We start from the raw sequence: 23111 nt of genomic DNA, 5'->3' as shown, positions 1-23111 counted from the left end.
CACCCAGCACTCTCTTTTCCATAATTCAGCAGCTGCAGCCTAGAATTTGGCCTGCAGCGTGATCCAGATCTTGTCAGTGTCTGTCGCAAACTCATCCGCGTTATAGAAGGCTGCCTTCACCGAAGCCGACAGATATTTGTTGATCTTTTTCGTCACCAGGAAGTCAACCTCGCTGCCATAGGAAATACCGCCCGTATCGCTGGAAAAGTCGTGGTATACGGCTTTGAACAGCATACCGCCAAATGCACCGTCCCCAGGCACCTTGTAGGCCAACGACACGTTGATCTCCTCAAGGCCATTTCCAGGTGTTGCCAGAAATTTATCAGCCCAGCCATTGAACTTGTGAAGCGTGGCAAGCGGAGTCTGGAAGGCCACGCCATTGTCGCTGCCCAGAAGCTCATACCCGATCTGGCCGGTCACAGCGCCCGCGGTCGCTGACACGCTACCGTTCCAGTAATCGGCCGAGAAGTCATTTGGATTATCTTTATAGTCGGACTGCGACGCATATTCGAGCTCATAGCCAAGCTTCAGGCCGTCAGAGACGGCATACTTGCCGTCAAACCGAACGCCGTACGTGCTGGATGACAGGCCATAAACCGGCGCATCATTGAGGTCGATCAGCAAGGCATAAGCCGTGATGTTAGCGAAATCAAAGCCCTTGTAGGTCAGGTTGATCACATGGGTGTTGGTGTCCAGGTCACCAAATGGATGGTCTTCTCCAAAAATCCGGTTCACATTCCAGACGTAGCCATAAATGGCAGTCAGGTCCTTGGTCGGCGTGGCGATTGCGGCCACCGCATCATAGGTCTGGTCATTCTGGCGGAAGCCAACCGTACCAACAAAACGCTGGTTATCCAGATTGATACCCTGACGCCCACCCTTGAGCGTGAAATAGTCATTCTTATACTGGATATAGGCTTGGTTCAGCTCTGTTGTGTCCGGGTCGGCAACTACCGGACGGGTAATGTTGCCGTTCACGGTACTATTGTAGGTATCCTGCCCCAACACAGTCGTATTGGTGCCCTCCAGATAGGCACTGAACCCATGCAGATCACCCGTTTTGTACCAGATTTTGGTCAGCAGGGTCGACGCGGTTGCCTTCTTGGAAAATCCATCCTGATCAACCAACTCAAGCCGGTAGCGGAGGTCAAGGCCTGCGTCGCCATCCTGCAGGAAATTACCGGTATCTTCGGCGGCTGCGGCGCCGGTTGCAGCAATTGCAAAAGAACTAACAGCAATCAACAGGGGGCTCTTTCTCATGGTTCAAACTCCTTAAAAACCCTTCAATGAGTGTGTTTTAGCTGCACCTGCGGCTAACTTACCTGATCCACATCAAGTGGATGAAAAAATTGGAGAATTTGACAAATTGTTGCACCTGGGTGTGGTATTAGCGACACAGGCGACGGAAGCGGTCTTCCTCGGGGCGGTATGAGAGCAGCTCGCCGCTGTCCAGATGGAAGTACCAGGCGTGAAGCGCAAGTCTTTCATCCTGCACAGCCTGGCGCACCCACGGGTAACCGGCCAGGTTCTGGATGGAAACAAGTGCGCCTTCCATTTCTGCCAATCGAAGGCATTCTTCATGGTCGTGGGCTGGATTGCAATTTTGCAGAACCGCCTCGCGGGCTGGAGCAAGAATGCCCACCCAATCAGCGATATAATCGTCTTCATCGGCGTCAAACCGGTCCGTGGGATCCTTAGCCATCAGGGCGGCAATACCGCCGCAGCCGGAATGCCCCATCACGATGATATGCTCCACCTTGATATGGTTGACGGCATACTGGATGGCGGCCCCAAGCGACTTGTGGTGGCTTTCGCCCTTCTCGTATGGCGGTACGATATTGGCAACATTATTGACGACAAAAATCTCACCCAGGCCAGCGTGGGTCAAAATGGCGGGGTTCACCCGGCTGTCGCTGCAGCCAATAATCAGAACCTTTGGCGCCTGCCCTTTCGAGGCCCAGTCCCTGTAGGCCTCATACTTCTTGTCCAGATATTCAGCACGGAAGATTTTATAACCTTCAATCAGCTCTTCGTATGAATCCATGGTGCACCTCTATGCCACCGCTCAGGCGATATGCAAATTGAAACGCGACACCTTAGAGCGCAGCCGCGAGATCAAAGCCCGCAATCTTTGCCCTTCCAGCAAGGTCCAGTATGTAAGACTGAATTCCATGGCGAATGCTCCTGGTGTGCAGATAATCACGGATGCGCGGCTCCACCTCACTGAAGGGAAGCGGCATTTTGGCCCCTTCCCCGGCACTGAACCGCTCGATGTTATGATCATAATAATGGCGACAGACTTCCGGCGTGGCTTCGGGAGCTGTCACTTCAGACTGGATCAGCTTCATGATCCCGGCATCGAGAGCTTCTTCTTCCGCGTCTTTGGCCAGAAACCCCTTTTCCTGTGCCTCCTGACGCAGCAGTTCCCGGATCAACAGGGCCTTGGCCGCCTCATCGCGGGCGGCCTCCCTGGTTGCGGCCGGGTGAAACTGCATTTCCTTGAACACGTCATCGTCCGTGATTTCGGTTTTGTTGACGAAGATCGGCATGGCTCAGGCCCTCCGGCGCACGATCTGGTAGCCAGACCGGAAGATATATTTGATCGGGGCGGACAGGATGTGCACCAGCCGGGTGAAGGGGAAGAGCACAAAGATCGTCAGCCCAAGCACGATATGCAGCTTGAACACCAGCGGCTCATGCAACACGAAATCCGCTGCACCGCCCCGGAAGGTCACGATATGCTGGGCCCAGTTGGCGAGTGCGATCATTGAGCTGCCGTCTGCATGCTGGGCAGACGCCGGAATGGTGGCGAGCCCGAGAATCAATTGAACGTAAAGCACCAGAAGAATCATGATGTCCGCCGGCTTGCTGGTGGCTCGGATACGTGGGTCGGTCAGGCGGCGCACCAGAAGAATGGTCATTCCAATGAAGCAGAGCGTGCCGAAGATGCCGCCTGCAATCATGGCCATCTTTTGCTTCACAGCCGCTGTCATAACCAGGTGGTACACAGATTCTGGCGTCAAAAGCCCGACAAAATGGCCAAAGAACAGCAGGATGATGCCCACATGAAACAGGTTGCTGCCCGCTCGCATGCCTTTTGAGCGGAGAAGCTGGCTGGAGCCCGCTTTCCAGCTATAGGGATCCTGATCGTACCTGAGGATAGACCCAAGCACCATGATGACGATGGCAAGATAGGGATAAATCCCGAAGAAGAAATCATTGAGATAAGCTGACATTCTTGCCTCCTATCGCTGAGCGTTTGGCGCGGCTGGGGCCGTGCCTTGATGGCGGGTCGCAGATGGGCACACAGCGCAGGACGCATCGCCGTCGAAAGCAGGCGTCTCCTCCCACTGTTTGTCCAGCGCCTCAAAACTGGTGTCTTCCTGTTCGGCGTCGATAAGCGCCTGTTCGACAAACTTCTCGTCCGCCTTCGCATCCGTCAAAGCTTCAAGTGCGCGGTATACGTGGCTATAGCCCAGCTTCTTGGCCTTGAGCTTGGCACCCACGGCGCCGAGGATATGAACTGTCTCAGCCAGAAGTTCCTTGGCTTCCTCAAACGGCAGGACCGCCAGGAATTCGAGGAACAGTGGCAGATAGTCCGGCAGTTCCCGGGCCGCCAGTTCAAAGCCGTGGCTCTTATAGAGGTCCATCAGGTCCACCATAGCCTGGCCGCGGTCGCGGCTTTCGCCGTGGACATGCTCGAACAGATAAAGCGAATGCGCCCGCGAGCGGTCGAAGTTGGCCACATAGTCTTCCTGTACCCGCATCAGGTTCCGGCGGGCCAGATCATCCATAAAACCAAAGAGCGGCTTCATGACCTTGGCCGGAATGAGCTTCTCTTCCGCAATCACGGCCTTGAGTTCATCCATATGTTGCTGCAGGTCTTCCGTTGGGTAGGCAAGCAGCATGCCCATGATTTTGAACGTACGCATTAGCCTCTCCTTACATTGCCGGACATGGTGTTCTTGTGGGTTTTGCCGCCGAACAGGCCACCCGAACGGGCGCTACCGCCGCTACAGCCGTTACCGAAGCTGAAGCCGCAAGCCGACCGGCTCTCGAACGCGATTTCGTTGTCGAACGGCGTTTTGCCTGCATATTCACGGTGGTTGGTAGGAATGACGAAACGGTCGTCATAGTCGGCCAGCGCCATGATCCGATACATGTCGGCTACGGTTCGTTCGTCCAACCCCACCCGGCCAAGCACGTCCACATTGCCTTCGCCGCCCACAGTTTTGGACCGCATGTAGCTGCGCATGGCCATCATGCGCTCAAGCGCATGCACCACAGGTTCTTCCTTGCCCCCTGTCAGCATGTTGGCCAGATATTTCACCGGAATGCGCAGGCTCTTGACGTCTGGCATGATGTCGTCGCCATCAATTTTACCCTCAGCGTAAGCGCTCTGGATCGGCGACAGCGGCGGGATGTACCAAACCATCGGCAACGTGCGATATTCAGGGTGCAGCGGGAAGGCTACTTTCCATTCCATCGCCATCTTGTAAACAGGCGAGTTCTTGGCGGCCTCGAGCCAGCTGTCCGGGATACCGTCCTTGCGCGCCTGCTCAATGACAGCGGGATCGTTCGGGTTCAGGAAGATATCAGTTTGGGCTTCATAAAGATCGCCCTCGTCTGCAGTCGATGCAGCTTCCTCAATCCTATCCGCGTCATAGAGCATCACACCCAGATAGCGGATCCGGCCCACGCAGGTTTCGGAACAAACCGTTGGTTCGCCGTTCTCGATGCGCGGGAAGCAGAAGGTGCATTTTTCGGATTTGCCCGACTGCCAGTTGAAATAGATCTTCTTGTATGGACAGCCCGAGACACACATGCGCCAGCCGCGGCATTTGTCCTGGTCGATCAGAACGATGCCATCTTCCTCGCGCTTGTAGATCGCGCCCGATGGGCACGCCGCCGCACAGGTCGGGTTCAGGCAATGTTCACACAGCCGGGGCAGATACATCATGAAGGTATTTTCAAACTGGCCATAGATATCTTTTTCGACATCCTTGAAGTTATAGTCCTTCGACCGTTTGGAGAACTCACCCCCCAGGATTTCTTCCCAGTTCACGCCCCATTCGGGCTTGTCCATCTTCTGGCCGGTGATGACAGAATGCGCCCGCGCGGTTGGCACGGTTTTCATTTCCGGCGCATTCTGCAGATGGGCGTAATCGAAAGTGAACGGCTCGTAATAGTCGTCGATTTCCGGCAGGTCCGGGTTGGCGAAGATATTCGCCAGCACGCGGAACTTGCCGCCGATCTTCGGCTGGATCTTGCCGCTGGTCTTGCGCTCCCAACCGCCATTCCAGCGGTCCTGGTTTTCCCATTCGCGGGGATACCCCACGCCCGGCTTGGTTTCCACATTATTAAACCAGGCATATTCCACGCCTTCCCGGCTGGTCCACACGTTCTTACATGTGACCGAGCACGTGTGACAGCCAATGCATTTGTCCAGATTTAGGACCATGCCGATTTGTGCACGTATTTTCATGAGCTTATCTCCTACTCGGCTGCCTGGGTGGAGGCTTCTTCTTCGCCCCACTCAATGTTGTCGACGCGGCGGACAACGACGAACTCATCGCGGTTGGACCCGACCGTGCCGTAATAGTTGAACCCGTATGCGAGCTGCGCGTAACCACCGATCATATGCGTTGGTTTGACAACCGCACGGGTCACCGAGTTGTGGATGCCGCCCCGACCGCCCGTAGTGTTGGAGACAGGCGTGTTAATCATCTTCTCCTGGGCGTGGTACATCATGGTCATGCCTTCGGGCACGCGCTGGGAGACAACCGCCCGGGCCATGATGGCCCCGTTGGCGTTATAAAGTTCGATCCAGTCGTTATCCTCGACATCGATCTTCCTGGCGTCGATTTCCGACAGCCAGACCACAGGCCCACCCCGGTTCAGCGTCAGCATCAGCAGGTTGTCACTGTAGGTGGAGTGAATGCCCCATTTCTGGTGCGGCGTGATCCAATTGAGCGCCACCTGTTTGTGGCCCCGGCTGTATTTGTCTTTCACTGGCGCCACCGTTTTGGTGTTGACCGGCGGTTTATAGACACAGAGGCTTTCACCAAAATCACGCATCCATTCGTGATCCTGATAGAACTGCTGACGTCCCGTCAGGGTGCGCCATGGGATCAATTCATGCACGTTGGTATAGCCCGCATTATAGCTGACATGCTCGTCTTCAAGGCCCGACCAGGTCGGGGATGAAATGATCTTGCGCGGCTGCTGCTTGATGTCGTGGAAGCGGATTTTCTCTTCCTGCTTTGGCTTTGCAAGGTGGGTGTGTTCGCGCCCGGTGATGGCACCAAGCGCTACCCAGGATTTCACGGCCACATGGCCGTTTGTCTCCGGCGCCAGTGAAAGGACAACCTCAGCCGCGTCCACATCGGACACAATCTTCGGCATGCCTTCATTAGCGCCTTCTTCGTCATGAATACCGTTAAGTCGGCCCAGAAGCTCGACTTCCTCTTCAGTTTTCCAACTGATGCCTTTCCCGCCGTTACCAATGTTCGCCATCAGTGGACCGAGGGCCGTGAAGCGTTTGAAGGTGTTGGGATAATCCCGTTCCACCTCAATGATGGCTGGCATGGTTTTGCCCGGGATCGGGTCGCATTCGCCCTTCTTCCAATCGGTTACGCCAAGGGCCTGGCCAAGTTCACCCGGGGTGTCGTGCAGGATCGGAAGTGTCACTACATCCTTCTCAACGCCCAGGTGACCAACGCAGACTTCCGAGAATTTCTCGGCAAGGCCACGGTAGATATCCCAGTCGCTGCGGCTTTCCCACGCCGGATCAACGGCGCGGGTCAGCGGGTGAATGAAGGGGTGCATGTCGGAGGTGTTCAGGTCGTTCTTTTCGTACCAGGTGGCGGACGGCAGAACCACATCTGAATACACGCACGTGGTGGACATGCGGAAATCAAGCGTTACCACCAGGTCCAGCTTTCCTTCCGGCGCTTCATCGTGCCAGACAACCTCGCTAGGTTTCTGGCCTCCGGTGTCGCCCAGGTCCTTGCCCAGAAGGCCATGCTGGGTGCCAAGCAAATGCTTCAGCATATATTCGTGGCCCTTGCCGGAAGACCCAAGAATGTTCGAGCGCCAGATGAACATATTGCGCGGGAAGTTCTTTGGATCATCCGGGTCTTCACAGGCGAAGCCCAGGTCACCAGATTTCAGCTTGTCAACCACATAGTCCGCAGAAGACATGCCTGCATCAGTCGCAGCCTTGCCCACTTTGAGCGGGTTTTCATTCAGCTGCGGCGCAGACGGCAACCAGCCCATCCGTTCAGACCGGACGTTACAGTCGATGAGGCTATAGTCTTTCCATTTGTCTTTGTCCGCGAGCGGCGACAAGATTTCATCCACGCCAAGCTTCTCGTACCGCCACTGGTTGGAGTGGTTATAGAAGAAGCTGGTGGAGTTCATGTGCCGGGGTGGGCGAGCCCAATCAAGGCCGAACGCCAGCGGCTGCCAGCCAGTTTGCGGACGCAGCTTTTCTTGCCCCACATAGTGGGCCCAACCACCGCCGGATTTGCCCACACAGCCACACATGATCAGGAGGTTCATGATACCCCGGTAGATCATGTCCATATGGTACCAGTGGTTTACCGCAGCCCCCAGGATCACCATGGAGCGGCCGCGGGTCTGGTCTGCGTTGGTTGCAAACTCCCGCGCCACCTGGATCACTTTTGCGCGGTCAACGCCAGTAATCTTTTCCTGCCAGGCCGGGGTATAGGGGATGTCGTCGTCGAAGCTCGCGGCTACATTTTTGCCACCCAGGCCCCGATCGACACCGTAGTTGGCCACCATCAGGTCATAAACCGTGGCAACCTTCACCGGGCCATCCTTGGTTTCAACGGTCTTCAGCGGCACATTGCGCTCAAGCACGCTTTCGTGGTCTGTGTGCTGAAAGATCGGCTGATCGTTCACCAGGTTACCGAAGTATGGGAAGGCCACGGCAGAGACTTCATCGGACCGGTCAATCAGCGACACTTTCGGCCACACATCGCCGCCATCGGCCACATTCTTCAGCTCCAGGTTCCATTTCTTGGATTTGTCCCAGCGCGAGCCAATGGTGCCGTTGGGGATAACCACTTCGTCGCTGTTGCCGTCGAAGATCGCGGCTTTCCAGTCTGCGTTTTCAGTTTCACCCAAGGCGCCTTCAAAATCGGATGCACGGAGGAGACGCGACGGCACAAGGCGACCATCCTTCTCCTCCATGCGCACGAGGAACGGCATATCGGTGTACATGCGGCAATAGTCATCGAAATATTCCGACTTACCAGCCACATGGAATTCCTTGAGGATCACATGACCCATAGCCATCGCCATGGCGCTGTCGGTCCCCTGGCGTGGGTTAAGCCAGATGTCCGTCAGTTTCGCGACTTCGGAATAGTCCGGCGTCACGGACACGGTCTTGGTGCCTTTGTATCGCACTTCGGTGAAAAAGTGGGCATCCGGCGTACGGGTTTGCGGCACGTTCGAGCCCCAGGCCATGATGTAGCCTGAATTATACCAGTCCGCGCTTTCAGGCACGTCTGTCTGTTCGCCCCAGGTTTGTGGCGAGGATGGTGGCAGGTCGCAGTACCAGTCATAGAAAGACATACACACGCCGCCGATCAGCGACAGGTACCGGCTGCCGGCAGCATATGACACCATGGACATGGCCGGGATCGGCGAGAAACCGATGATCCGGTCGGGGCCATGTTCTTTGGCCGTGAACACATTCGCCGCAGCGATGAGGTCGTTGGCTTCTTCCCAGCTTGCCCGCACGAAACCGCCAAGGCCGCGCACTCGTTTGTATTCCCGGGTCTTCTTCGGGTCGGAGACAATCGAAGCCCAAGCGTCAACTGGATCACCATGCTCGGCTTTCGCCTTGCGCCACAGCTCCAAGAGGCGGCCGCGCACCATGGGGTGCTTCAGACGTGCCGCGCTATAGAGATACCAGCTGTAGCTGGCGCCGCGGGCGCAGCCGCGAGGCTCGTGGTTCGGAAGATCTGGCCGTGTTTTTGGGTAATCGGTTTGCTGGGTTTCCCAGGTCACCAGACCGTTCTTCACATAGATCTTCCAGCTGCAGGAGCCGGTGCAGTTCACCCCGTGGGTTGACCGCACGACTTTGTCGTGCGCCCAGCGGCCGCGGTAGGCCTTTTCCCAATCCCGGCTTTCGTCGGTTGTGATACCGTGCCCGTCCGAGAATGTTTCGGGCGATTTGGTGAAGTATGAGAGCCTGTCGATAAAGTTGCTCATGGATTGTCTCCGGATGCCCTGTTTTCTTATGGGTTTTTCACGTATGCGCCTGGACGCAGGTAGAACCACCAGTTGATAAGGATGCAGACGCCATAGAAGATGGCAAAGCCATAGAGCGCATACTCAGGCGTGGTGGCTTTGATCTGCTCGCCGAACACTTTTGGGATGATGAAGGCACCGTATGCCGCTACTGCTGACGTCCAGCCAAGGACAGGGCCCGCCTGCTCCTTGTTGAACACCACAGCGATAGTGCGGAAGGTGGAGCCGTTACCGATGCCGGTGGCTGCGAACAGGATGATGAACAGCACAAGGAAGGGATAGAAATATTCCTCTGGTGTTGCAGAACCGTAGGCCGCTTTCATGAAGTAGGCCACGCCCAGCGCACAGGCCACCATCACAACACTGATGATTTGTGTTACTTTCGCGCCGCCCATCTTGTCTGCCCAGCTACCGCCGATCGGACGGATCAGTGCGCCAATGAACGGGCCCATCCAGGCGAACATCAGGGCCGATGGGCCGTTCGGGTTCACTGTATTGTGGGTCATCACACCATCAACCATGATGTGTTGGAAACCGAACACCACTTTGATCGCCAGACCCATCGCAGCCGCATAACCAATGAAGCTGCCGAAGGTCATGGTGTAGATCACCGTCATCGCCCAGGTGTGCTTGTTGTCGAAAATCTGGAACTGACGCTTCAGGTTTGTCTGTATTTTGCCAGGGATCAGCTTCAGCGCGAAAACGGTGAGTGCGATCACAATCGGCAGGACAATCCATTTATTGAGCTCAAGGCCGGACCCACCGGTTTTGGCAGGCAACATCAGCCACAGGCCAAAAGTTGCGGTGGCAAGGCCAATCGCCAGCATACCCAGGATTTTGGCAAAGGCCGGCAGGGCAGAGCCCGCATCCGGCGACACATGCTCGTCGCGAATGTTGTTAAGGCCGAACCAACCAGCGAACGCCAGCGGCACCAGTGCGATCAGCCACACCCAGCCGGCGTTAAAGATATAGGTTTCCGTCCCCGCAGGGATTTTGCCGATCAGGGTGCCGGACGTGTTCTGCAGCGTCATGCTTTCGCCGCCAAACAGCGCGAATGTCATCACCAGCGGCACAACAATCTGCATGGTGGTGACACCAAAGTTACCAAGGCCCGCATTCATGCCCAGCGCATAGCCCTGGATCTTCTTGGGATAAAAGAAGCTGATGTTCGACATGGAAGACGCGAAGTTGCCGCCACCAAAGCCAGAGAGGAGTGCCATCAACTGGAACTGCCAAAGCGGTGTGTTAGGGTCTTGAAGCAGGAAGCCCGTTCCGACAGCAGGGATCATCAGCAACGCCGTGGTCAGGAACAGTGTGTAGCGCCCGCCCGCGATGCGGATGAAGAAGGAGCTTGGAATACGCAGTGTTGCACCAGAAAGGCCAGCGATAGCCGCGAGCGTAAAGAGCTGGCTTTGCTCAAACGGAAAGCCCAGGTTCAGCATCTGAACCGTGATGATGCCCCAGTAGAGCCATACTGCAAAGCCACACAGCAAGCTTGGAATGGAAATCCAGAGATTGCGCGTCGCGATCTTCTTGCCAGCTTCGGCCCACTGGACATCATCGTCCGGGTTCCAGCCGTAAAGGTCGTGGCCCTTCTCTTCTAATTTGGTTGCTTGTTCAGTCATTTGAACTCTCCTAAACGAGGCCTCGCGGGACCCCTAAGTAATCTGGGGGAGAGGCCCCAAGGGGCCCCTCACATCCTTGAGGTCTAGCCCTTAAGGCCTTCAAGCTCCGGCAAGTTGCGTGGCCCACGCAATTCCGGGATGCGTTTCTTCTCCAGCCGCTGGATTGCGAAGTGCATCCAGGTAAGCGCGATGGCAATCAGCACCGTCAGCAGCATGAAACAGCTGGTCCAAACGCCGATCACGTCATTCATGATGCCGAACACGATCGGGAGCACGAAACCACCCAGCCCGCCAATCAGGCCAACCATGCCGCCTACGGACCCCACATGAGCCGGGTAGTAGACAGGGATGTGCTTGTAGACAGCCGCCTTGCCGAGCGACATGAAGAAGCCCAGCACGATCGTCAGTGCCACGAACAATTCCAGCGGGATGGTGATATTGAAGGCGATCGGTCCAGTGATGCCCGCCACGGTATAGTCGGTGGCTGGGTAAGACATGATGAAGGTGCAGATCACGCTTGCGATGAAGGTCCAGTACATGACCGTACGCGCGCCAACCTTGTCAGACAGCCAGCCGCCGAGAGCCCGGAAGATGGACCCGGGCAGGGCATAGCTTGCCGCCAGGATGCCCGCAGTGCCGAGTTCAAGCCCGTAGGCGCCCACATAATAGCGTGGCAGCCACAGTGCTAGCGCCACATAAGCACCAAACACAAAGAAGTAATAGAGCGAGAAGCGCCATACTTGCAGGTTCTTCAGCGGCTCAAGCTGCTCCATGAAGCTGGGGTGCTTGTGGCCCTTTTCCTTGTGCGCCGCATGGACCGGATCATCCTTCGTCAAAAAGAAGAACAGAACCGCAGTGACCGCCAGCACAATGGAATAGATCTGGGCCACGCCCTGCCAGGCGCCACCAACAGCCACAAGAAGCATCGGCGCACCGAAGTTTGTAATGGCCGCACCCACATTACCCATCCCGAAGATGCCAAGGGCCGTACCCTGTTGTTCTTTCGGGAACCAGCGCGACACATAGGCCACGCCTACCGCAAAGCTGCCACCGGCAAGACCAACGCCCAGGGCGGCCACCAGGAACATCTCATACGTTGTCACCAGTGTCAGCAGGTAGGCTGCCACCGCTGTAGCCAGCATCTGGATGGTGTACACGATCCGGCCACCATACTGGTCGGTCCAGATGCCCAGGAACAAGCGACTCAAAGAGCCAGTCAGTACCGGCGTTGCCACAAGTATACCGAACTGGGTGTCAGTGAGCCCCAGTTGCGCTTTGATCTTGATCCCGATGATCGAGAAGATCGTCCATACAGCGAAACACACAGTGAACGCGAGCGTGCTGGCGGTCAGCGCGTGTCTGCTTTGTCCTTTGCTTACCAGGGTGTCAGTCACGATTCCCTCCTGACATAGTTGTTGCCCTTTTGGTTGTTGCTAATATGTGCGTAGGATGGGAAGCCGTGTTTGATCCATATCAAGTGCCTCGCTTTTCTGAAGAAAAGGCGTCAAACCAAAGACTTAGAAGGCACTTACAAACAGGGGGAGCACATTAGGAATTGTACTTCGCAGGCGCATTAGCTTGATTGAAGGGCAAAACATGCGATAGTCGGCCAAACAAATTCGGGGATGCGGGGACGCGGAATGAACACACCTGTTCAGAACACAAAACTGGTACAGGAGCTTTTGCATAAGCTTGGCGATGTCGTGCACAAGATCCAGCGCGAACGCGGCTGTGCTGGGTTGCTGCTGGATAGCCTGGGCAAGATATTTTCCCGCCGATACGATGAACAAAACAAGGCCGTCGACAAGGTCATAGCAGAATTGCGGGCTTTCTCGGGACGGACAGATGTGCGGGATGCCCTGCCCCCAAGCTTTGAGGCCCGCCTGACTTTCCTTCTCAGGAAATTTGATGAACTCGCCGATGTCAGGGACCAAATTCGGCTGATGAAGGTGCGCTATACACAGGCTCTCAACAACTATACCTTTAAATTCACGGTCCCCACCATCGACGCCATGATCGAATTGGCCCAGCGTGAACCCAGGCACAATTCTGCTCTCGTGTCTGCTTATTCAAACTTCCTGCAATGGAAAGAACGCGTCGGTATGGAACGTGCGCTCGGCGCCAGGGGCTTCTATACCTTCTCGTTCCGAAACCAGGAATTCTGTGACCGCTTCGTGGCACTGGTCGCGGAACAACGCACCTATTTTGATACATTCAAAGCACTGGCATCGCCAGGTCAGATCGCTGTGTTACAGGAAGCGGTACAGGATGCAGACCTGCGCGCCCTTGGCAAGATCAACGACCTTCTGGAAGAAGGCGCGCCCCCAAGCGAGATCGAGCAATATTCGGGCGAAACCTGGTTCGAGCTTCTGACCCGCATGATTGACGGCTTAAGACAAGCAGAGGTTACCCTTGTTGACGGGCTCGAAGGTGCGGCGACTCCTGTATCAAACTCGTCCGCCCATTCAGGGAAGATGGCGCAATATCGACCCTTCCTCAAATCATTGCCAATGCTGGCGGCGCTGGCGGATGGCGATCTGGATGAGCTGCTGTCGCTTTCTCAGGTTCGCGAATATGAAAAAGACAAATTGCTTTTCCTAAGGGATGAGCCTGCCGCACGGATGTACATCATCCTTGAGGGTTGGGTGAAGGCCTATAACGGGCTGGAGACAGGCGAAGAAGCCATTTTGCAGATGCTCGGCGCCGGTGAAACACTCCTCGAATCCGCCGTATTCCTAAACATGCCCACGCCTGTGAACGCACAGGTAGTTGAGCACGCAACATTACTTTCGATACCAGCGCCAGTGATCCGACAACGCATTCAGGCGAGCCCCCAGCTGGCGGTTAACATGCTGAACGCCGTTTCGCTTCGGTCCCAACGCCTGGTGCAGCAGCTTGAACTTTCTCGTCTCAAAAGTGCGCAGGAACGCGTGGGATGGTTCCTCTTGCGCCTGCGACTTAACCAAAAGTCACCCGATGGTACGATTCTCCTTCCTTATGAGAAGTCCATCATTGCCTCGTATCTGGACATGCGGCCAGAGACTTTCTCGAGGACACTCAAGAAGTTCAAGGACGAAGGATTCAAAGTAGCAACAGATTACGTTGTAATGCCGGATGACAATGCTCTGTGTGGGTTTTGCGACGCTGAACTTGCAGGGAATTGCAACCGGGTACATACGGATGAATGCGCCCGCCCGGAACTTAGCGACCTTGTCTTTAAGCCCGACGCTTGATCTGCATCAAACGCCCCAACTTCATATAGCGATATTCCTTCGATTGCAGAGTGCTCAACTCCGAAGCCTCTGGCCCTAACTGGTGCATGCCACAAGGGCCTTTGGCCGCAGCCGTTGCTGCCGGGTCTGTTTGGGAAACCGACTGGCCTCTCGCTATTAGAAAGGAGCCTGTTTGTGCGCTTAAGTGATGGATTCGGCCGCACCTTCAAATATCTGCGGCTGTCAGTGACCGAAGCCTGCAATTTCCGGTGCAGCTATTGCCTGCCGAATGGCTACAGAAAGTGTGCCGGGCCACAGCCGCTTTCGGTTGACGAATTGCGCCGCGCCGCAACCGCATTCTCCGAACTGGGGCTTACCAAGATTCGCCTGACCGGTGGCGAGCCGACGGTGCGAAAAGACTTTCTTGAAATCGCAGAAGCAATCAGCGCATTGCCGAATGTGCAAAAACTGGCACTCACAACCAACGGCTATAAGCTCGAACACCGTGCCACCGCTTTCCGTAATGCAGGCATCAATGCGATCAATATCAGCCTGGACAGTCTTGATCCCCAAACATTTCACAGCGTCACAGGCCATGACCGCTGCAATGAAGTGCTTCGCGGCATTGATGCTGCTTTTGAGGCGGACTTCGATAGTATCAAGCTGAACGCGGTTTACTTGAAGGGCATCAACGACCTGGAACTGGACGCCTATCTGGCACTTGCCAAAAATCGCCCCCTTGCGGTTCGGTTTATCGAACTGATGGAAACAGGCGACCATCCGGCTTATTTCAAGCGGCACCATATTCCCGCCACTGTGATTGCCGAAAAACTGGAGCGCGCGGGCTGGACCAAGAAACTCAAGGCCGCAGACGCAGGCCCTGCCAACGAATATGTCCACCCGGACTATAGGGGCAGCATTGGACTGATCGCGCCTTATTCTAAAGATTTCTGCAAAAGCTGTAACCGGCTGAGATTTTCAAGCATGGGCAAGCTTCATCTGTGCCTGTTTGGAGAGTTCGGTGTGCCCATGCGCGCCCTTCTGCAGTCCGACGACCAGATCGAAGAGCTGAAAGCCAAGCTAACAAAAGCCGTTGGTCAGAAGGTCGCCAGCCATCAGCTCGCAGCAGGCCTGACCGGGCAGACCTCAAACCTTTCCAGTATCGGGGGATAACCTGATGCATGTTTCAGGAGACTTTGGCTATGTTTGATCCAGCTTTGGACTGTTGTTCCGGCTCAGGCCTCAGGCATTACGTGGATTGCCTGGAAGACCTTCACCGCGAGGTCATCCATCTTGGGGCGACGGAGGTCCCCCTCGCGGAAGCTATCGGGCAAACACTGGCCGGCGACCTCAAAGCGCCCCTTTCCCTGCCCTCCTTCAATAATAGCGCCATGGATGGATTTGCTTTCAATTCTGCGCTTGTAAAAGACGCCGCGATGGACACACCGGTCGAGCTTCCAATCGTCGGCGCCAGCATTGCCGGGGACAACGCAAAACTTGCACAGCTGAACGGCCCTCAGGCCGTGAAGATCATGACAGGTGCTCCCTTGCCCCAGGGGGCAGACACAGTCTTGCCGGTCGAGGCCGCAAGTTGGGAAACAGAGGCCCTGACCTTCCACGCACCCTACCCGGCAGATCAACACGTCAGGCATATCGGTCAGGATGTGGCACAGGGCCGGACGGTACTGAAGGCGGGCACCCTGCTTGCCTGCCAGCATTTGCCGCTGTTGTCGGCATTGGGGCTTGGCAAGGTGGCGGTCAATCAAAGACCAACCGCTGCCTGGATATCCACCGGACAGGAAATTGTTGATGACTTCAGCCAACCCTTGAAGCCCGGCCAGATCTATAACGCCACCCGCCTGTACGCCGAGACCATTGCCCGGGATCTGGGCTTCAACCTCAGGCACGTCGTAACCGTACGCGACACACCGCAAGACTTTGCGGCCGCGCTTGATGCCGCAATCGAAGGCAAGCCCAGGCTTATCCTTTCCACGGGCGGCGTATCGGCGGGCCAGTATGATTTTGTCAAACCCGTTCTGAGTGACATGGGTGCGACAATCATTTTCCACAAGGCGCGCATCAAACCGGCAAAACCTGTTCTGTTCGCTCGGTTGCCCGGGGGCAGTTTCTTCTTTGGGCTGCCCGGCAACCCCATTTCGACGGCCCTGGCGCTCAGGGCCTTTGTCTATCCCTTTGTCCGGGGTCTCTCGGGGCAGCCCCCCGAACCCATGCGGGTCGCCACATTGACGCGGGACGTTCAGGTCGACGCATCGAAAACGGTATTCCTGATGGGGCGTATGCGCCTGAGTGACAGTGGCCTGATGATCGCTACGCCCAGCAAGCGGCAGCAATCCTTCCAGACGTCGCCTTTCTCGGAAAGCAATGCTTGGCTGATGGTGCCCGAACGTGTGTCAGAGCTGTGCGCGGGTGACCAGGTTCACTGCCTGCACTTCAACCCAGGATCAAACTGACAAACAGACACAGCAGGAAAGAAAAAGCCTTTATGCCCGCTTGTGGCGAAAAGCGGTCAACTCTCACATTTGCAGGAACGTCTGCTTTCCAGTTTCAGAAGCCACGAATTGCCTTGCAAATTTGATGTCTTTAGAGACGTCAAGTCTCACATCTGCAGGAGCCAGACAAAGTCATAGATCGCGAGACAGATTCTTGTCCTGCATGCTGTGACAAAATCCGCCGAACGACGATGCTGGACTCGTGAAAATGAGTTTAGCTAAGTCATTGTTTTTCTGAAATTGAGAGTCTGGTGTACTGTGGAGGACGACAACTCCAAGCCCCTCCTCCACGACGAGCCATATCTTTTTTACTTCACAAATCGAAGCGCTGAACGTCTAGCCGCTTTAGGGCTCTGAATGGGGATCCCCGCATTACCTGCGTTTTGGCGCTTGACTCTTGTTTGTACCCATTGTACCCCTTATATACACGGTACATAGGGAACAATAAGAAAGCCAAGTGATCCCAGACCTTTCGGAGCATCAACCCGAGTCCCGACAGATGAGAAGAATATGGAAATTGTCATCGATATAGACGCCGAGGAGCCGCTCTTTTCCCAGCTGATGGCCGAGATCAAGCGCGCCGTCGGCTCAGGCGGCATTGGCCCAGGCGACGCCCTGCCCTCCATCCGGCAACTGGCGAACGACCTGAACCTGAACAACAAGACAGTCGCCAAAGCCTATCAGCTTCTGGAGCGAGACAAAGTGATTGTCACCAAAGGCTACCGGGGCACCTTCGTGCACCCGGACGCCCGCGAAAACATGAATTTTGACCTGAACGACTGGGTCACATCCCAAATTCAGCAAACCATAACCGCATGCCGCGACAGAGGCGCGACCGACAGCGAAATCAGAATAGCCTTCGCGAATATCATGCAAAACAAACTAGCCGCGGGAGAATAACAATGCACGCCGCACTTATCATCATGCTCATGCTCGCCACCGCAGGCGGCCTGGCCTATCTGTTCAAAAAACTTGTCGGGGGTCAGTGATATGCCGTTCGATATGCCTGAAAACACTGTTCTGGCGATCACCTATGCTGTTTTCCTGGGCCAGATTTACCTGATCAGCCACTATTTCCCCGCGCGCTTCATCGCCCGCGTCCGCTATGTGATCGATAATTTCCCGGTAGCTGACTATCCGAAGCTGTTCCCAAACGCAGGCCCGAACTTCAAGGAAAACATGACGGGAAAACTGAAGTTGTTCCGTGTCGTCAATAATGTCATTGCAGTGATTGGCCTGGTTATCCTGTTCAGCATGCTGGCGCGCGGATACCGGCCTGACCCAAAAGGCGGCGACGAGATCTTCGTCATGTTCTATTTCTTTCTGCAGGTCATCCCATTCATTGTTGCGAGCATTACAGAGCACGCCCAATATAAGGCCATGCGAGGCGCCTTCACGGAGGCCCGCCGCACCGCGGACCTCAGACCCAGGCATCTGTTTGACTTCGTCTCGCCTGCTGCAGTATTCGCTGCCCTTGCCTGCTATGGCGCGTGGTTGATTTACTATCTGAGCGTCAAGGGCTGGGACCAGCCCTGGGGTGAGGAGGTCTATATCTCTGTCGGCATGACAACCGCCATGAACCTGGCCTATGCCTTTGTCATTGCGCGCTTTATCTACGGCAAAAAGCTGGACCCCTACCAGGCCAGCAAAGACCACCTGAAAACCGTGGAAGCCGTGACGAAGGTGCTTGTCTATTCCTCAATCGGCATCAGCCTGTTTCATATCATATCTGTTGCGGCGGATGAGCACGCGCTTGAAGCCTTCGACCCTGTGTTCTCCAGCCTATACATGCAATATTGCACGCTGATCGGCTTTGGCGTCATGCTCAGCATCGCGCGGGTGGAAGACTTTGATTTCAGCGTCTACCGCAACAAAGACCAGACAGGCAAACCTGCCTGAGCCATAGGTACGGGAGGCGGCAGTCGCTGGCCGCCACACCGGGGACGCCTGGCGTTCGGCATTCCCTAAGCTCCAACAGAGAGATGTCTGAAAATCTGGCTTGATCCCGTGCTGGCGGGTGGCCCCGGTGCCGCCCGCCATTTTCTTTTCACCCCATTCTGGCATTCGGGCGCTATTCGCCTTAGGCTGATCCCATCGCCAACGCCAGGGGCCAAACATATATGACCTTTTCAGCAACGATGATTTCCTTCATTGCATTTGCCATTGCGGTTGCTCTTCTGTGGCTCGCCTGGCGGATGATGAAAGGCCGCATGGGGGCGGCCTCACGCAAACAGCTTCGGGCGCTGAAGCGCGCCCGGCTGGAGCGCAAGCGGATCATGCGCCAGGGCGAATATCAGCTTTATGGTGACCTGCAGACTGTGCTGCGCGCACTGGGTGGCGGGTATCAGGTGTTCCCGCAGGTATCCATGGGGGAGTTGATCGCCAGCGACACCGACGACGGCTTCCTGGCCTTCAACAGCAAACGCGTGGATTTTGCCGTGACAGACGCGAAAGGATATCCGGTTATCCTGGTGGAATACCAGGGCACAGGCCATGACCTGGACGGCACAGCAAAGGGCCGTGACACGGTCAAGCGCGAAGCCGCCACCCGCGCAGGGATTGGCTTTCTGGAAGTTTTCCCGGACTATGACACCGATGCCCTGAGGGCCGACATCCAAATGCTTCTGGAAGAAGCAAGCTAGCCAACAAAAAAGGCGGCCCCGGAACTGTTTTCCTTAAGGGACCGCCTCTTCCATAACTGATCAGGCTTTACCTTACATCACGCCGGCGATGGCATCTGCCACATACGGGATGTTGGCTTCGGTCAGGCCCGCCACGTTGATGCGGCCGTTCGCCGGGAAATAGATGGACTTGTCTTTCTGCACGCTTGCGACCTGCTCGGGCGTCAGGTTCAGCAGCGAGAACATACCCGTCTGGCGGCCAACGGCACCGAACTGTTCGCCGTAGCCCTTCTGGGTCAGGCTGTCTGCCAGCGTGCGACGAAGGGTATTCACCCGGTCACGCATTTCGCCCAGTTCCGCCACCCAGTCAGCGCGCAGGGCTTCGTCCTGCATCACGGTGGTCATCAGCGCAGCACCATGGCTTGGCGGCATGGAGTAATTTTCACGTGCGATCCGCGCCAGGTTGGTGGTCAGCGCCTTCGCGGCGTCCTTGCCCTGGGATTTCACAACCAGCGCCCCTGTGCGCTCGCGGTACAGGCCAAAGTTCTTGGAGCAGCTGTAGGAAAGTACAGCTTCCGGCAGCTTTTCAAACGCACGGCGCAGCGGGCCGGCATCAGCTTCCAGCCCCTGAGCGAAGCCCTGGTAGGCCATATCCAGGAACGGCACCAGGCCACGCTCGCCGATCAACTCGATCACGCGGTCCCATTCATCGTCATTCAGGTCAGCGCCGGTCGGGTTGTGGCAGGAGGCGTGCAGCAGCACGAGGTCACCGGCTTTGGCGCCCTTCAGGTCTTCGAGCATGCCTTCAATGTCGATCGACGTGGTCGCGCGGTCATAATAGCGGTACACCTTGCTATCGAGCCCAGCGGCCTTCAGCGTTGGCACATGGTTCGCCCAGGTTGGGTTCGACACCCACACAGTAGTGCCCGGTGCGGCATGGTTCACCAGTTCAAAGCCAAGGCGCAGCGCGCCGCAGCCACCCGGCGTCTGGATCGCGCCAAGCTGGCCTTCAAGCGCATGCACAAGTGGCGCGCCCAGCGACAGGTCAAGCGCGGCATCTGTGAACCCCGGCCAGCCAGTTGGCGCAATGTAAACCTTGCTGCCTTCCGTTTTCGCCAGCCGGTTAAAAGCTTCCTGAATGGAGCGCATAATCGGCGTGTTGCCCTCTGCCGTCTTGTAGACACCGACACCCAGGTCAACTTTTTCTGGGTTGGTATCAGCCTTGAAAAGCGCCGACAGGCCAAGGATTGGGTCAGCGGGAAGCGGCTCGAGGTGCGAAAACATTAGACTCTCCTAAGGGTGTGGATCGCAGCAAAACAATTGGTTTCATTTGTAACTTTAAAGTGCGGCATTTCCAACCCTGGAATCACCTGCACTGGTGCGCCTATATATACCTGACGATTAATGCTGGCAAAGTGGCAAAATCTGCTGCAAGAGTTTAGCAGACCTATAGGGAAGGCAAATGTATGTATAAATTGGCGATCGCGCTTCTGGCCGGTATGTTCGGCCTGCAAGACCCGGCTCTTGCTTCAACCATCGAGCAGGGCGAAGCGGAAGAACATTCCAGCTATCATTTCGACACCGAAGCACCCTACAAGCCGTCCGCTGATGCGATGACGGAAGTGGATGCCACGCTGGACCGCGCGCGCCGGTCCGGCAAGCTTGCGATGATCGTGATGGGCGCTAACTGGTGCCACGACAGCATCGGGCTTATCGAACACCTGAACAAACCGGAAGTCTCCGCCGTGGTGAAGGCGGGCTATGAAGTGCAGATCGTTGATGTGGGCTACCTTGACCACAGCCTGCATGTGGCCACGCGCTTTGGCCTGCCGGTGATTTACGGCACGCCCACCGTGCTGGTGATTGAACCAGAAACCGAAACACTCCTGAACGCCAGCACGCTGAACCTGTGGCGCGACGCGGCAGCCATGCCAACGGAAGAAGTGATCAGCCTGTTTGCGGGCCAGCCCCGGACCGTTACCCCGGAACCAGAGCCCACCGGCGAACTCGCCCGGCTTCTGCAGGAAATCAAGGACTTCGAAAGCAAGCACGCAGCCCGCATCTATGGCGGCTTTGCCATCGTGGGCCCCATGCTGGCCGCGGACAAACGGCCTGAGCATTTCGGCAGTTACTGGACCCAGCTTCGGAACCTGCGCTACAGCATCACCGAAGACCTGACGCGCCTGCGCGAGGAAGCCCGCACACGCGTCGCCGCTGGCGAAACAGGAATCACTCTGGACTATCCTGAATACCCGGCCTTTGACTGGGAAAAACAGGATGGCTAATATTTTTGCATTAATTTGCAAACGTGGATTAGAAACAATAAACAACTGTAAATAAGGCCTCATTCCGAAATGAGGCCTTTTCTTTTGCAACAACTAGCATCTTTTGCAGAAATATTTGCAATGAGTTTGCAGTTGCGCCTATACTCCCCTCCGGGCCGAAGGAGGGAACCATGGGAATCATCAGGCTTTTTCAAGTCGCTTGCTTTGCCGCGCTTGTGGCAATCACTCCCGCCAGCAGCATGGCAGCGGGCGGTGTTGCCTCCAAATATGATCCCAAACCCTATATGCAGGTTCAGCATCCGGACTGGGCGAAAAACGCCGTCCTTTACCAACTGAACACCCGCCAGTTCACGCCCGAAGGAACCTTTGAGGCCGCGCGCAAACAGCTGCCGCGCCTCAAGGAACTGGGCGCAGACATCATCTGGCTGATGCCCATCCACGAAATTGGCGAAGAGAACCGCAAGGGCAGCCTTGGCAGCCCCTACAGCGTGAAGGATTACTATAGCGTCAACCCGGAGTTCGGCACGCTTGATGACCTGAAAGCCTTCACCCGAGACGCGCACAAGATGGGCATGCGCGTGATCCTGGATTGGGTGGCAAACCACACCGCCTGGGACAATGTAATCAGGGAAAAGCACCCCGACTGGTACGAGCGCGACTGGAAAGGCGATTTCCGCCCCACACCCTGGTGGGACTGGTCTGACATCATTGACCTGGATTTCTCGAAACCCGGCCTCAGGCAGTATATGACCGAAGCCATGAAATACTGGGTTGAGGAAGTGGGCGTGGACGGTTTCCGCTGCGATGTGGCGGGCTTTGTGCCGGTGGATTTCTGGAACACGGTGCGGGCGGAGCTCGAAAGCGTCAAACCGGTTTTCATGCTGGCGGAATGGGAATCGCGTGACCTTTACCAGCACGCGTTTGACGCCACCTATGCCTGGAGCTGGGGTGAGACCATGCACAAGATCGCCCACGGCAAGGCCGACACGGGCGCGCTGTTTGTCTACTATAGCTGGAATGAAAGCGCCTACCCGCGCGATGCTTACCGCATGACCCATGTGACGAACCACGACCAGAATTCCTGGGAAGGCACCATGTTCGAACGCTTTGGCGACGCGCTTGAGAGCGCCATCGTGCTGTCTGTCGTCGGTGAAGGCATCCCGCTTATCTATAACGGCCAGGAAGCCGGGAACGACAAGCGCCTTGAGTTCTTTGAGCGCGACCCGATCAAGTGGCGCGACCATGAAATTGGTGATCTATACAAAGCGCTGTTCAAGCTGAAGCATGAGAATACGGCGCTCTGGAACGGGGCGGCTGGTGCGCGCATGGTCTCCATCGTCAACTCAGCCCCCAAGCAGGTCCTCAGCTTTGTGCGCGAGAACGCCAAAGACGGTGTTTTTGCAATCATCAACCTGTCGGACAAGGCGCAAACCGTGCGCTTCGAGAATGGCCCGCACCTCGGGAGCTATCATGACTTTGAAGGCGGAGCAGCCGTTACCGTTGATGCGGATTATGACATCACCCTGCCCGCCTGGGGCTACCGCGTGCTGGTGGAAAACAAATAACCGATATCCGA

18 protein-coding genes and 1 riboswitch are annotated in these 23111 nt (G+C 56.3%); of the genes, 8 read left to right on the top strand and 10 right to left on the bottom strand.

Annotated elements, in window-relative coordinates; genetic code table 11:
- Positions 1-39: 39 nt before the first annotated feature.
- The 9 genes from ACFO5Q_RS04805 to ACFO5Q_RS04765 form a co-directional block, all read right to left on the bottom strand.
- Positions 40-1260: an alginate export family protein gene (locus ACFO5Q_RS04805; protein WP_068151394.1), complete on the bottom strand. Its 1221-nt coding sequence runs from the start codon at positions 1258-1260 to the stop codon at positions 40-42.
- Positions 1261-1387: 127 nt separating this feature from the next.
- Positions 1388-2044, bottom strand: coding sequence for a carbonic anhydrase (locus ACFO5Q_RS04800; protein ID WP_068151391.1), 657 nt, complete (start codon positions 2042-2044; stop codon positions 1388-1390).
- A 52-nt stretch (positions 2045-2096) separates the two neighbouring features.
- Positions 2097-2549, bottom strand: a complete 453-nt coding sequence (locus tag ACFO5Q_RS04795) for a hypothetical protein (protein ID WP_068151390.1) — start codon at positions 2547-2549, stop codon at positions 2097-2099.
- Positions 2550-2552: 3 nt separating this feature from the next.
- Positions 2553-3236: a respiratory nitrate reductase subunit gamma gene (gene narI, locus ACFO5Q_RS04790; protein ID WP_068151387.1), complete on the bottom strand. Its 684-nt coding sequence runs from the start codon at positions 3234-3236 to the stop codon at positions 2553-2555.
- Positions 3237-3245: 9 nt separating this feature from the next.
- Positions 3246-3932, bottom strand: a complete 687-nt coding sequence (gene narJ, locus ACFO5Q_RS04785) for a nitrate reductase molybdenum cofactor assembly chaperone (protein ID WP_068151385.1) — start codon at positions 3930-3932, stop codon at positions 3246-3248.
- Positions 3932-5485, bottom strand: coding sequence for a nitrate reductase subunit beta (narH, locus tag ACFO5Q_RS04780; RefSeq protein ID WP_068151383.1), 1554 nt, complete (start codon positions 5483-5485; stop codon positions 3932-3934). The genes narJ and narH overlap by 1 nt, the downstream gene beginning before the upstream one ends.
- 11 nt (positions 5486-5496) lie before the next feature.
- Positions 5497-9243 carry a nitrate reductase subunit alpha gene (locus ACFO5Q_RS04775; RefSeq protein WP_068151380.1) on the bottom strand — a complete coding sequence of 1249 codons (3747 nt, stop codon included), beginning with the start codon at positions 9241-9243 and terminating at the stop codon, positions 5497-5499.
- Positions 9244-9269: 26 nt separating this feature from the next.
- Positions 9270-10907 (bottom strand): MFS transporter, encoded by a 1638-nt coding sequence (locus ACFO5Q_RS04770; RefSeq protein WP_068151378.1) that lies wholly within the window; start codon positions 10905-10907, stop codon positions 9270-9272.
- Positions 10908-10990: 83 nt separating this feature from the next.
- Entirely contained in the window at positions 10991-12301 is a 1311-nt protein-coding gene (locus ACFO5Q_RS04765) for an MFS transporter (RefSeq protein WP_068151373.1), read from the bottom strand.
- A gap of 246 nt (positions 12302-12547) precedes the next feature.
- On the opposite strand from ACFO5Q_RS04765, the gene ACFO5Q_RS04760 reads away from it, so the two are divergent.
- The 6 genes from ACFO5Q_RS04760 (at position 12548) to ACFO5Q_RS04735 (ending at position 19271) form a co-directional block, all read left to right on the top strand.
- Entirely contained in the window at positions 12548-14140 is a 1593-nt protein-coding gene (locus tag ACFO5Q_RS04760) for a nitrate- and nitrite sensing domain-containing protein (RefSeq protein ID WP_068151370.1), read from the top strand.
- Between the two features lie 46 nt (positions 14141-14186).
- A riboswitch (molybdenum cofactor riboswitch) is annotated at positions 14187-14323 on the top strand.
- Positions 14315-15292, top strand: coding sequence for a GTP 3',8-cyclase MoaA (gene moaA / locus ACFO5Q_RS04755; RefSeq protein WP_068151430.1), 978 nt, complete (start codon positions 14315-14317; stop codon positions 15290-15292). Its footprint overlaps the riboswitch before it by 9 nt.
- 29 nt (positions 15293-15321) lie before the next feature.
- Positions 15322-16590: a molybdopterin molybdotransferase MoeA gene (locus tag ACFO5Q_RS04750; protein ID WP_068151367.1), complete on the top strand. Its 1269-nt coding sequence runs from the start codon at positions 15322-15324 to the stop codon at positions 16588-16590.
- 549 nt (positions 16591-17139) lie between these two features.
- On the top strand, positions 17140-17529 hold the full coding sequence (locus tag ACFO5Q_RS04745; RefSeq protein ID WP_068151364.1) for a GntR family transcriptional regulator: 390 nt from the start codon (positions 17140-17142) through the stop codon (positions 17527-17529).
- A 90-nt stretch (positions 17530-17619) separates the two neighbouring features.
- Complete coding sequence (locus tag ACFO5Q_RS04740) at positions 17620-18528, top strand: hypothetical protein (protein WP_068151362.1); 909 nt, start codon at positions 17620-17622, stop codon at positions 18526-18528.
- Between the two features lie 221 nt (positions 18529-18749).
- Complete coding sequence (locus tag ACFO5Q_RS04735) at positions 18750-19271, top strand: DUF2726 domain-containing protein (protein WP_068151359.1); 522 nt, start codon at positions 18750-18752, stop codon at positions 19269-19271.
- 72 nt (positions 19272-19343) lie between these two features.
- On the opposite strand, the gene ACFO5Q_RS04730 is transcribed toward ACFO5Q_RS04735, so the two are convergent.
- Complete coding sequence (locus ACFO5Q_RS04730) at positions 19344-20534, bottom strand: amino acid aminotransferase (protein ID WP_068151356.1); 1191 nt, start codon at positions 20532-20534, stop codon at positions 19344-19346.
- Between the two features lie 182 nt (positions 20535-20716).
- Between ACFO5Q_RS04730 and ACFO5Q_RS04725 the strand changes: the two genes are divergently transcribed.
- Together ACFO5Q_RS04725 and ACFO5Q_RS04720 are read left to right on the top strand one after the other, a co-directional pair.
- Complete coding sequence (locus tag ACFO5Q_RS04725; protein ID WP_068151353.1) at positions 20717-21535, top strand: thioredoxin domain-containing protein; 819 nt, start codon at positions 20717-20719, stop codon at positions 21533-21535.
- 179 nt (positions 21536-21714) lie between these two features.
- The gene (locus tag ACFO5Q_RS04720; protein WP_380084310.1) at positions 21715-23100 is read left to right on the top strand and encodes an alpha-amylase family glycosyl hydrolase; all 1386 of its coding nucleotides are present in this window, start codon (positions 21715-21717) and stop codon (positions 23098-23100) included.
- The last annotated feature ends 11 nt before the right edge of the window (positions 23101-23111 follow it).

Source organism: Kordiimonas lipolytica (genome assembly GCF_042651265.1).
Classification (GTDB): domain Bacteria; phylum Pseudomonadota; class Alphaproteobacteria; order Sphingomonadales; family Kordiimonadaceae; genus Kordiimonas; species Kordiimonas lipolytica.
Note: the sequence above shows the minus strand (reverse complement) of the source record. Positions and strands in the feature narration are given on the sequence as shown.

Coding starts and splice junctions, on each gene's coding strand:
- narH (WP_068151383.1), bottom strand. CDS start 5,485: ATGAAAATACGTGCACAAATCGGCATGGTCCTAAATCTGGACAAATGC.
- ACFO5Q_RS04770 (WP_068151378.1), bottom strand. CDS start 10,907: ATGACTGAACAAGCAACCAAATTAGAAGAGAAGGGCCACGACCTTTAC.
- ACFO5Q_RS04725 (WP_068151353.1), top strand. CDS start 20,717: ATGTATAAATTGGCGATCGCGCTTCTGGCCGGTATGTTCGGCCTGCAA.
- narJ (WP_068151385.1), bottom strand. CDS start 3,932: ATGCGTACGTTCAAAATCATGGGCATGCTGCTTGCCTACCCAACGGAA.
- ACFO5Q_RS04735 (WP_068151359.1), top strand. CDS start 18,750: ATGACCTTTTCAGCAACGATGATTTCCTTCATTGCATTTGCCATTGCG.
- ACFO5Q_RS04760 (WP_068151370.1), top strand. CDS start 12,548: ATGAACACACCTGTTCAGAACACAAAACTGGTACAGGAGCTTTTGCAT.
- ACFO5Q_RS04805 (WP_068151394.1), bottom strand. CDS start 1,260: ATGAGAAAGAGCCCCCTGTTGATTGCTGTTAGTTCTTTTGCAATTGCT.
- ACFO5Q_RS04800 (WP_068151391.1), bottom strand. CDS start 2,044: ATGGATTCATACGAAGAGCTGATTGAAGGTTATAAAATCTTCCGTGCT.
- ACFO5Q_RS04730 (WP_068151356.1), bottom strand. CDS start 20,534: ATGTTTTCGCACCTCGAGCCGCTTCCCGCTGACCCAATCCTTGGCCTG.
- ACFO5Q_RS04750 (WP_068151367.1), top strand. CDS start 15,322: ATGTTTGATCCAGCTTTGGACTGTTGTTCCGGCTCAGGCCTCAGGCAT.
- ACFO5Q_RS04775 (WP_068151380.1), bottom strand. CDS start 9,243: ATGAGCAACTTTATCGACAGGCTCTCATACTTCACCAAATCGCCCGAA.
- ACFO5Q_RS04795 (WP_068151390.1), bottom strand. CDS start 2,549: ATGCCGATCTTCGTCAACAAAACCGAAATCACGGACGATGACGTGTTC.
- ACFO5Q_RS04740 (WP_068151362.1), top strand. CDS start 17,620: ATGCCGTTCGATATGCCTGAAAACACTGTTCTGGCGATCACCTATGCT.
- ACFO5Q_RS04745 (WP_068151364.1), top strand. CDS start 17,140: ATGGAAATTGTCATCGATATAGACGCCGAGGAGCCGCTCTTTTCCCAG.
- narI (WP_068151387.1), bottom strand. CDS start 3,236: ATGTCAGCTTATCTCAATGATTTCTTCTTCGGGATTTATCCCTATCTT.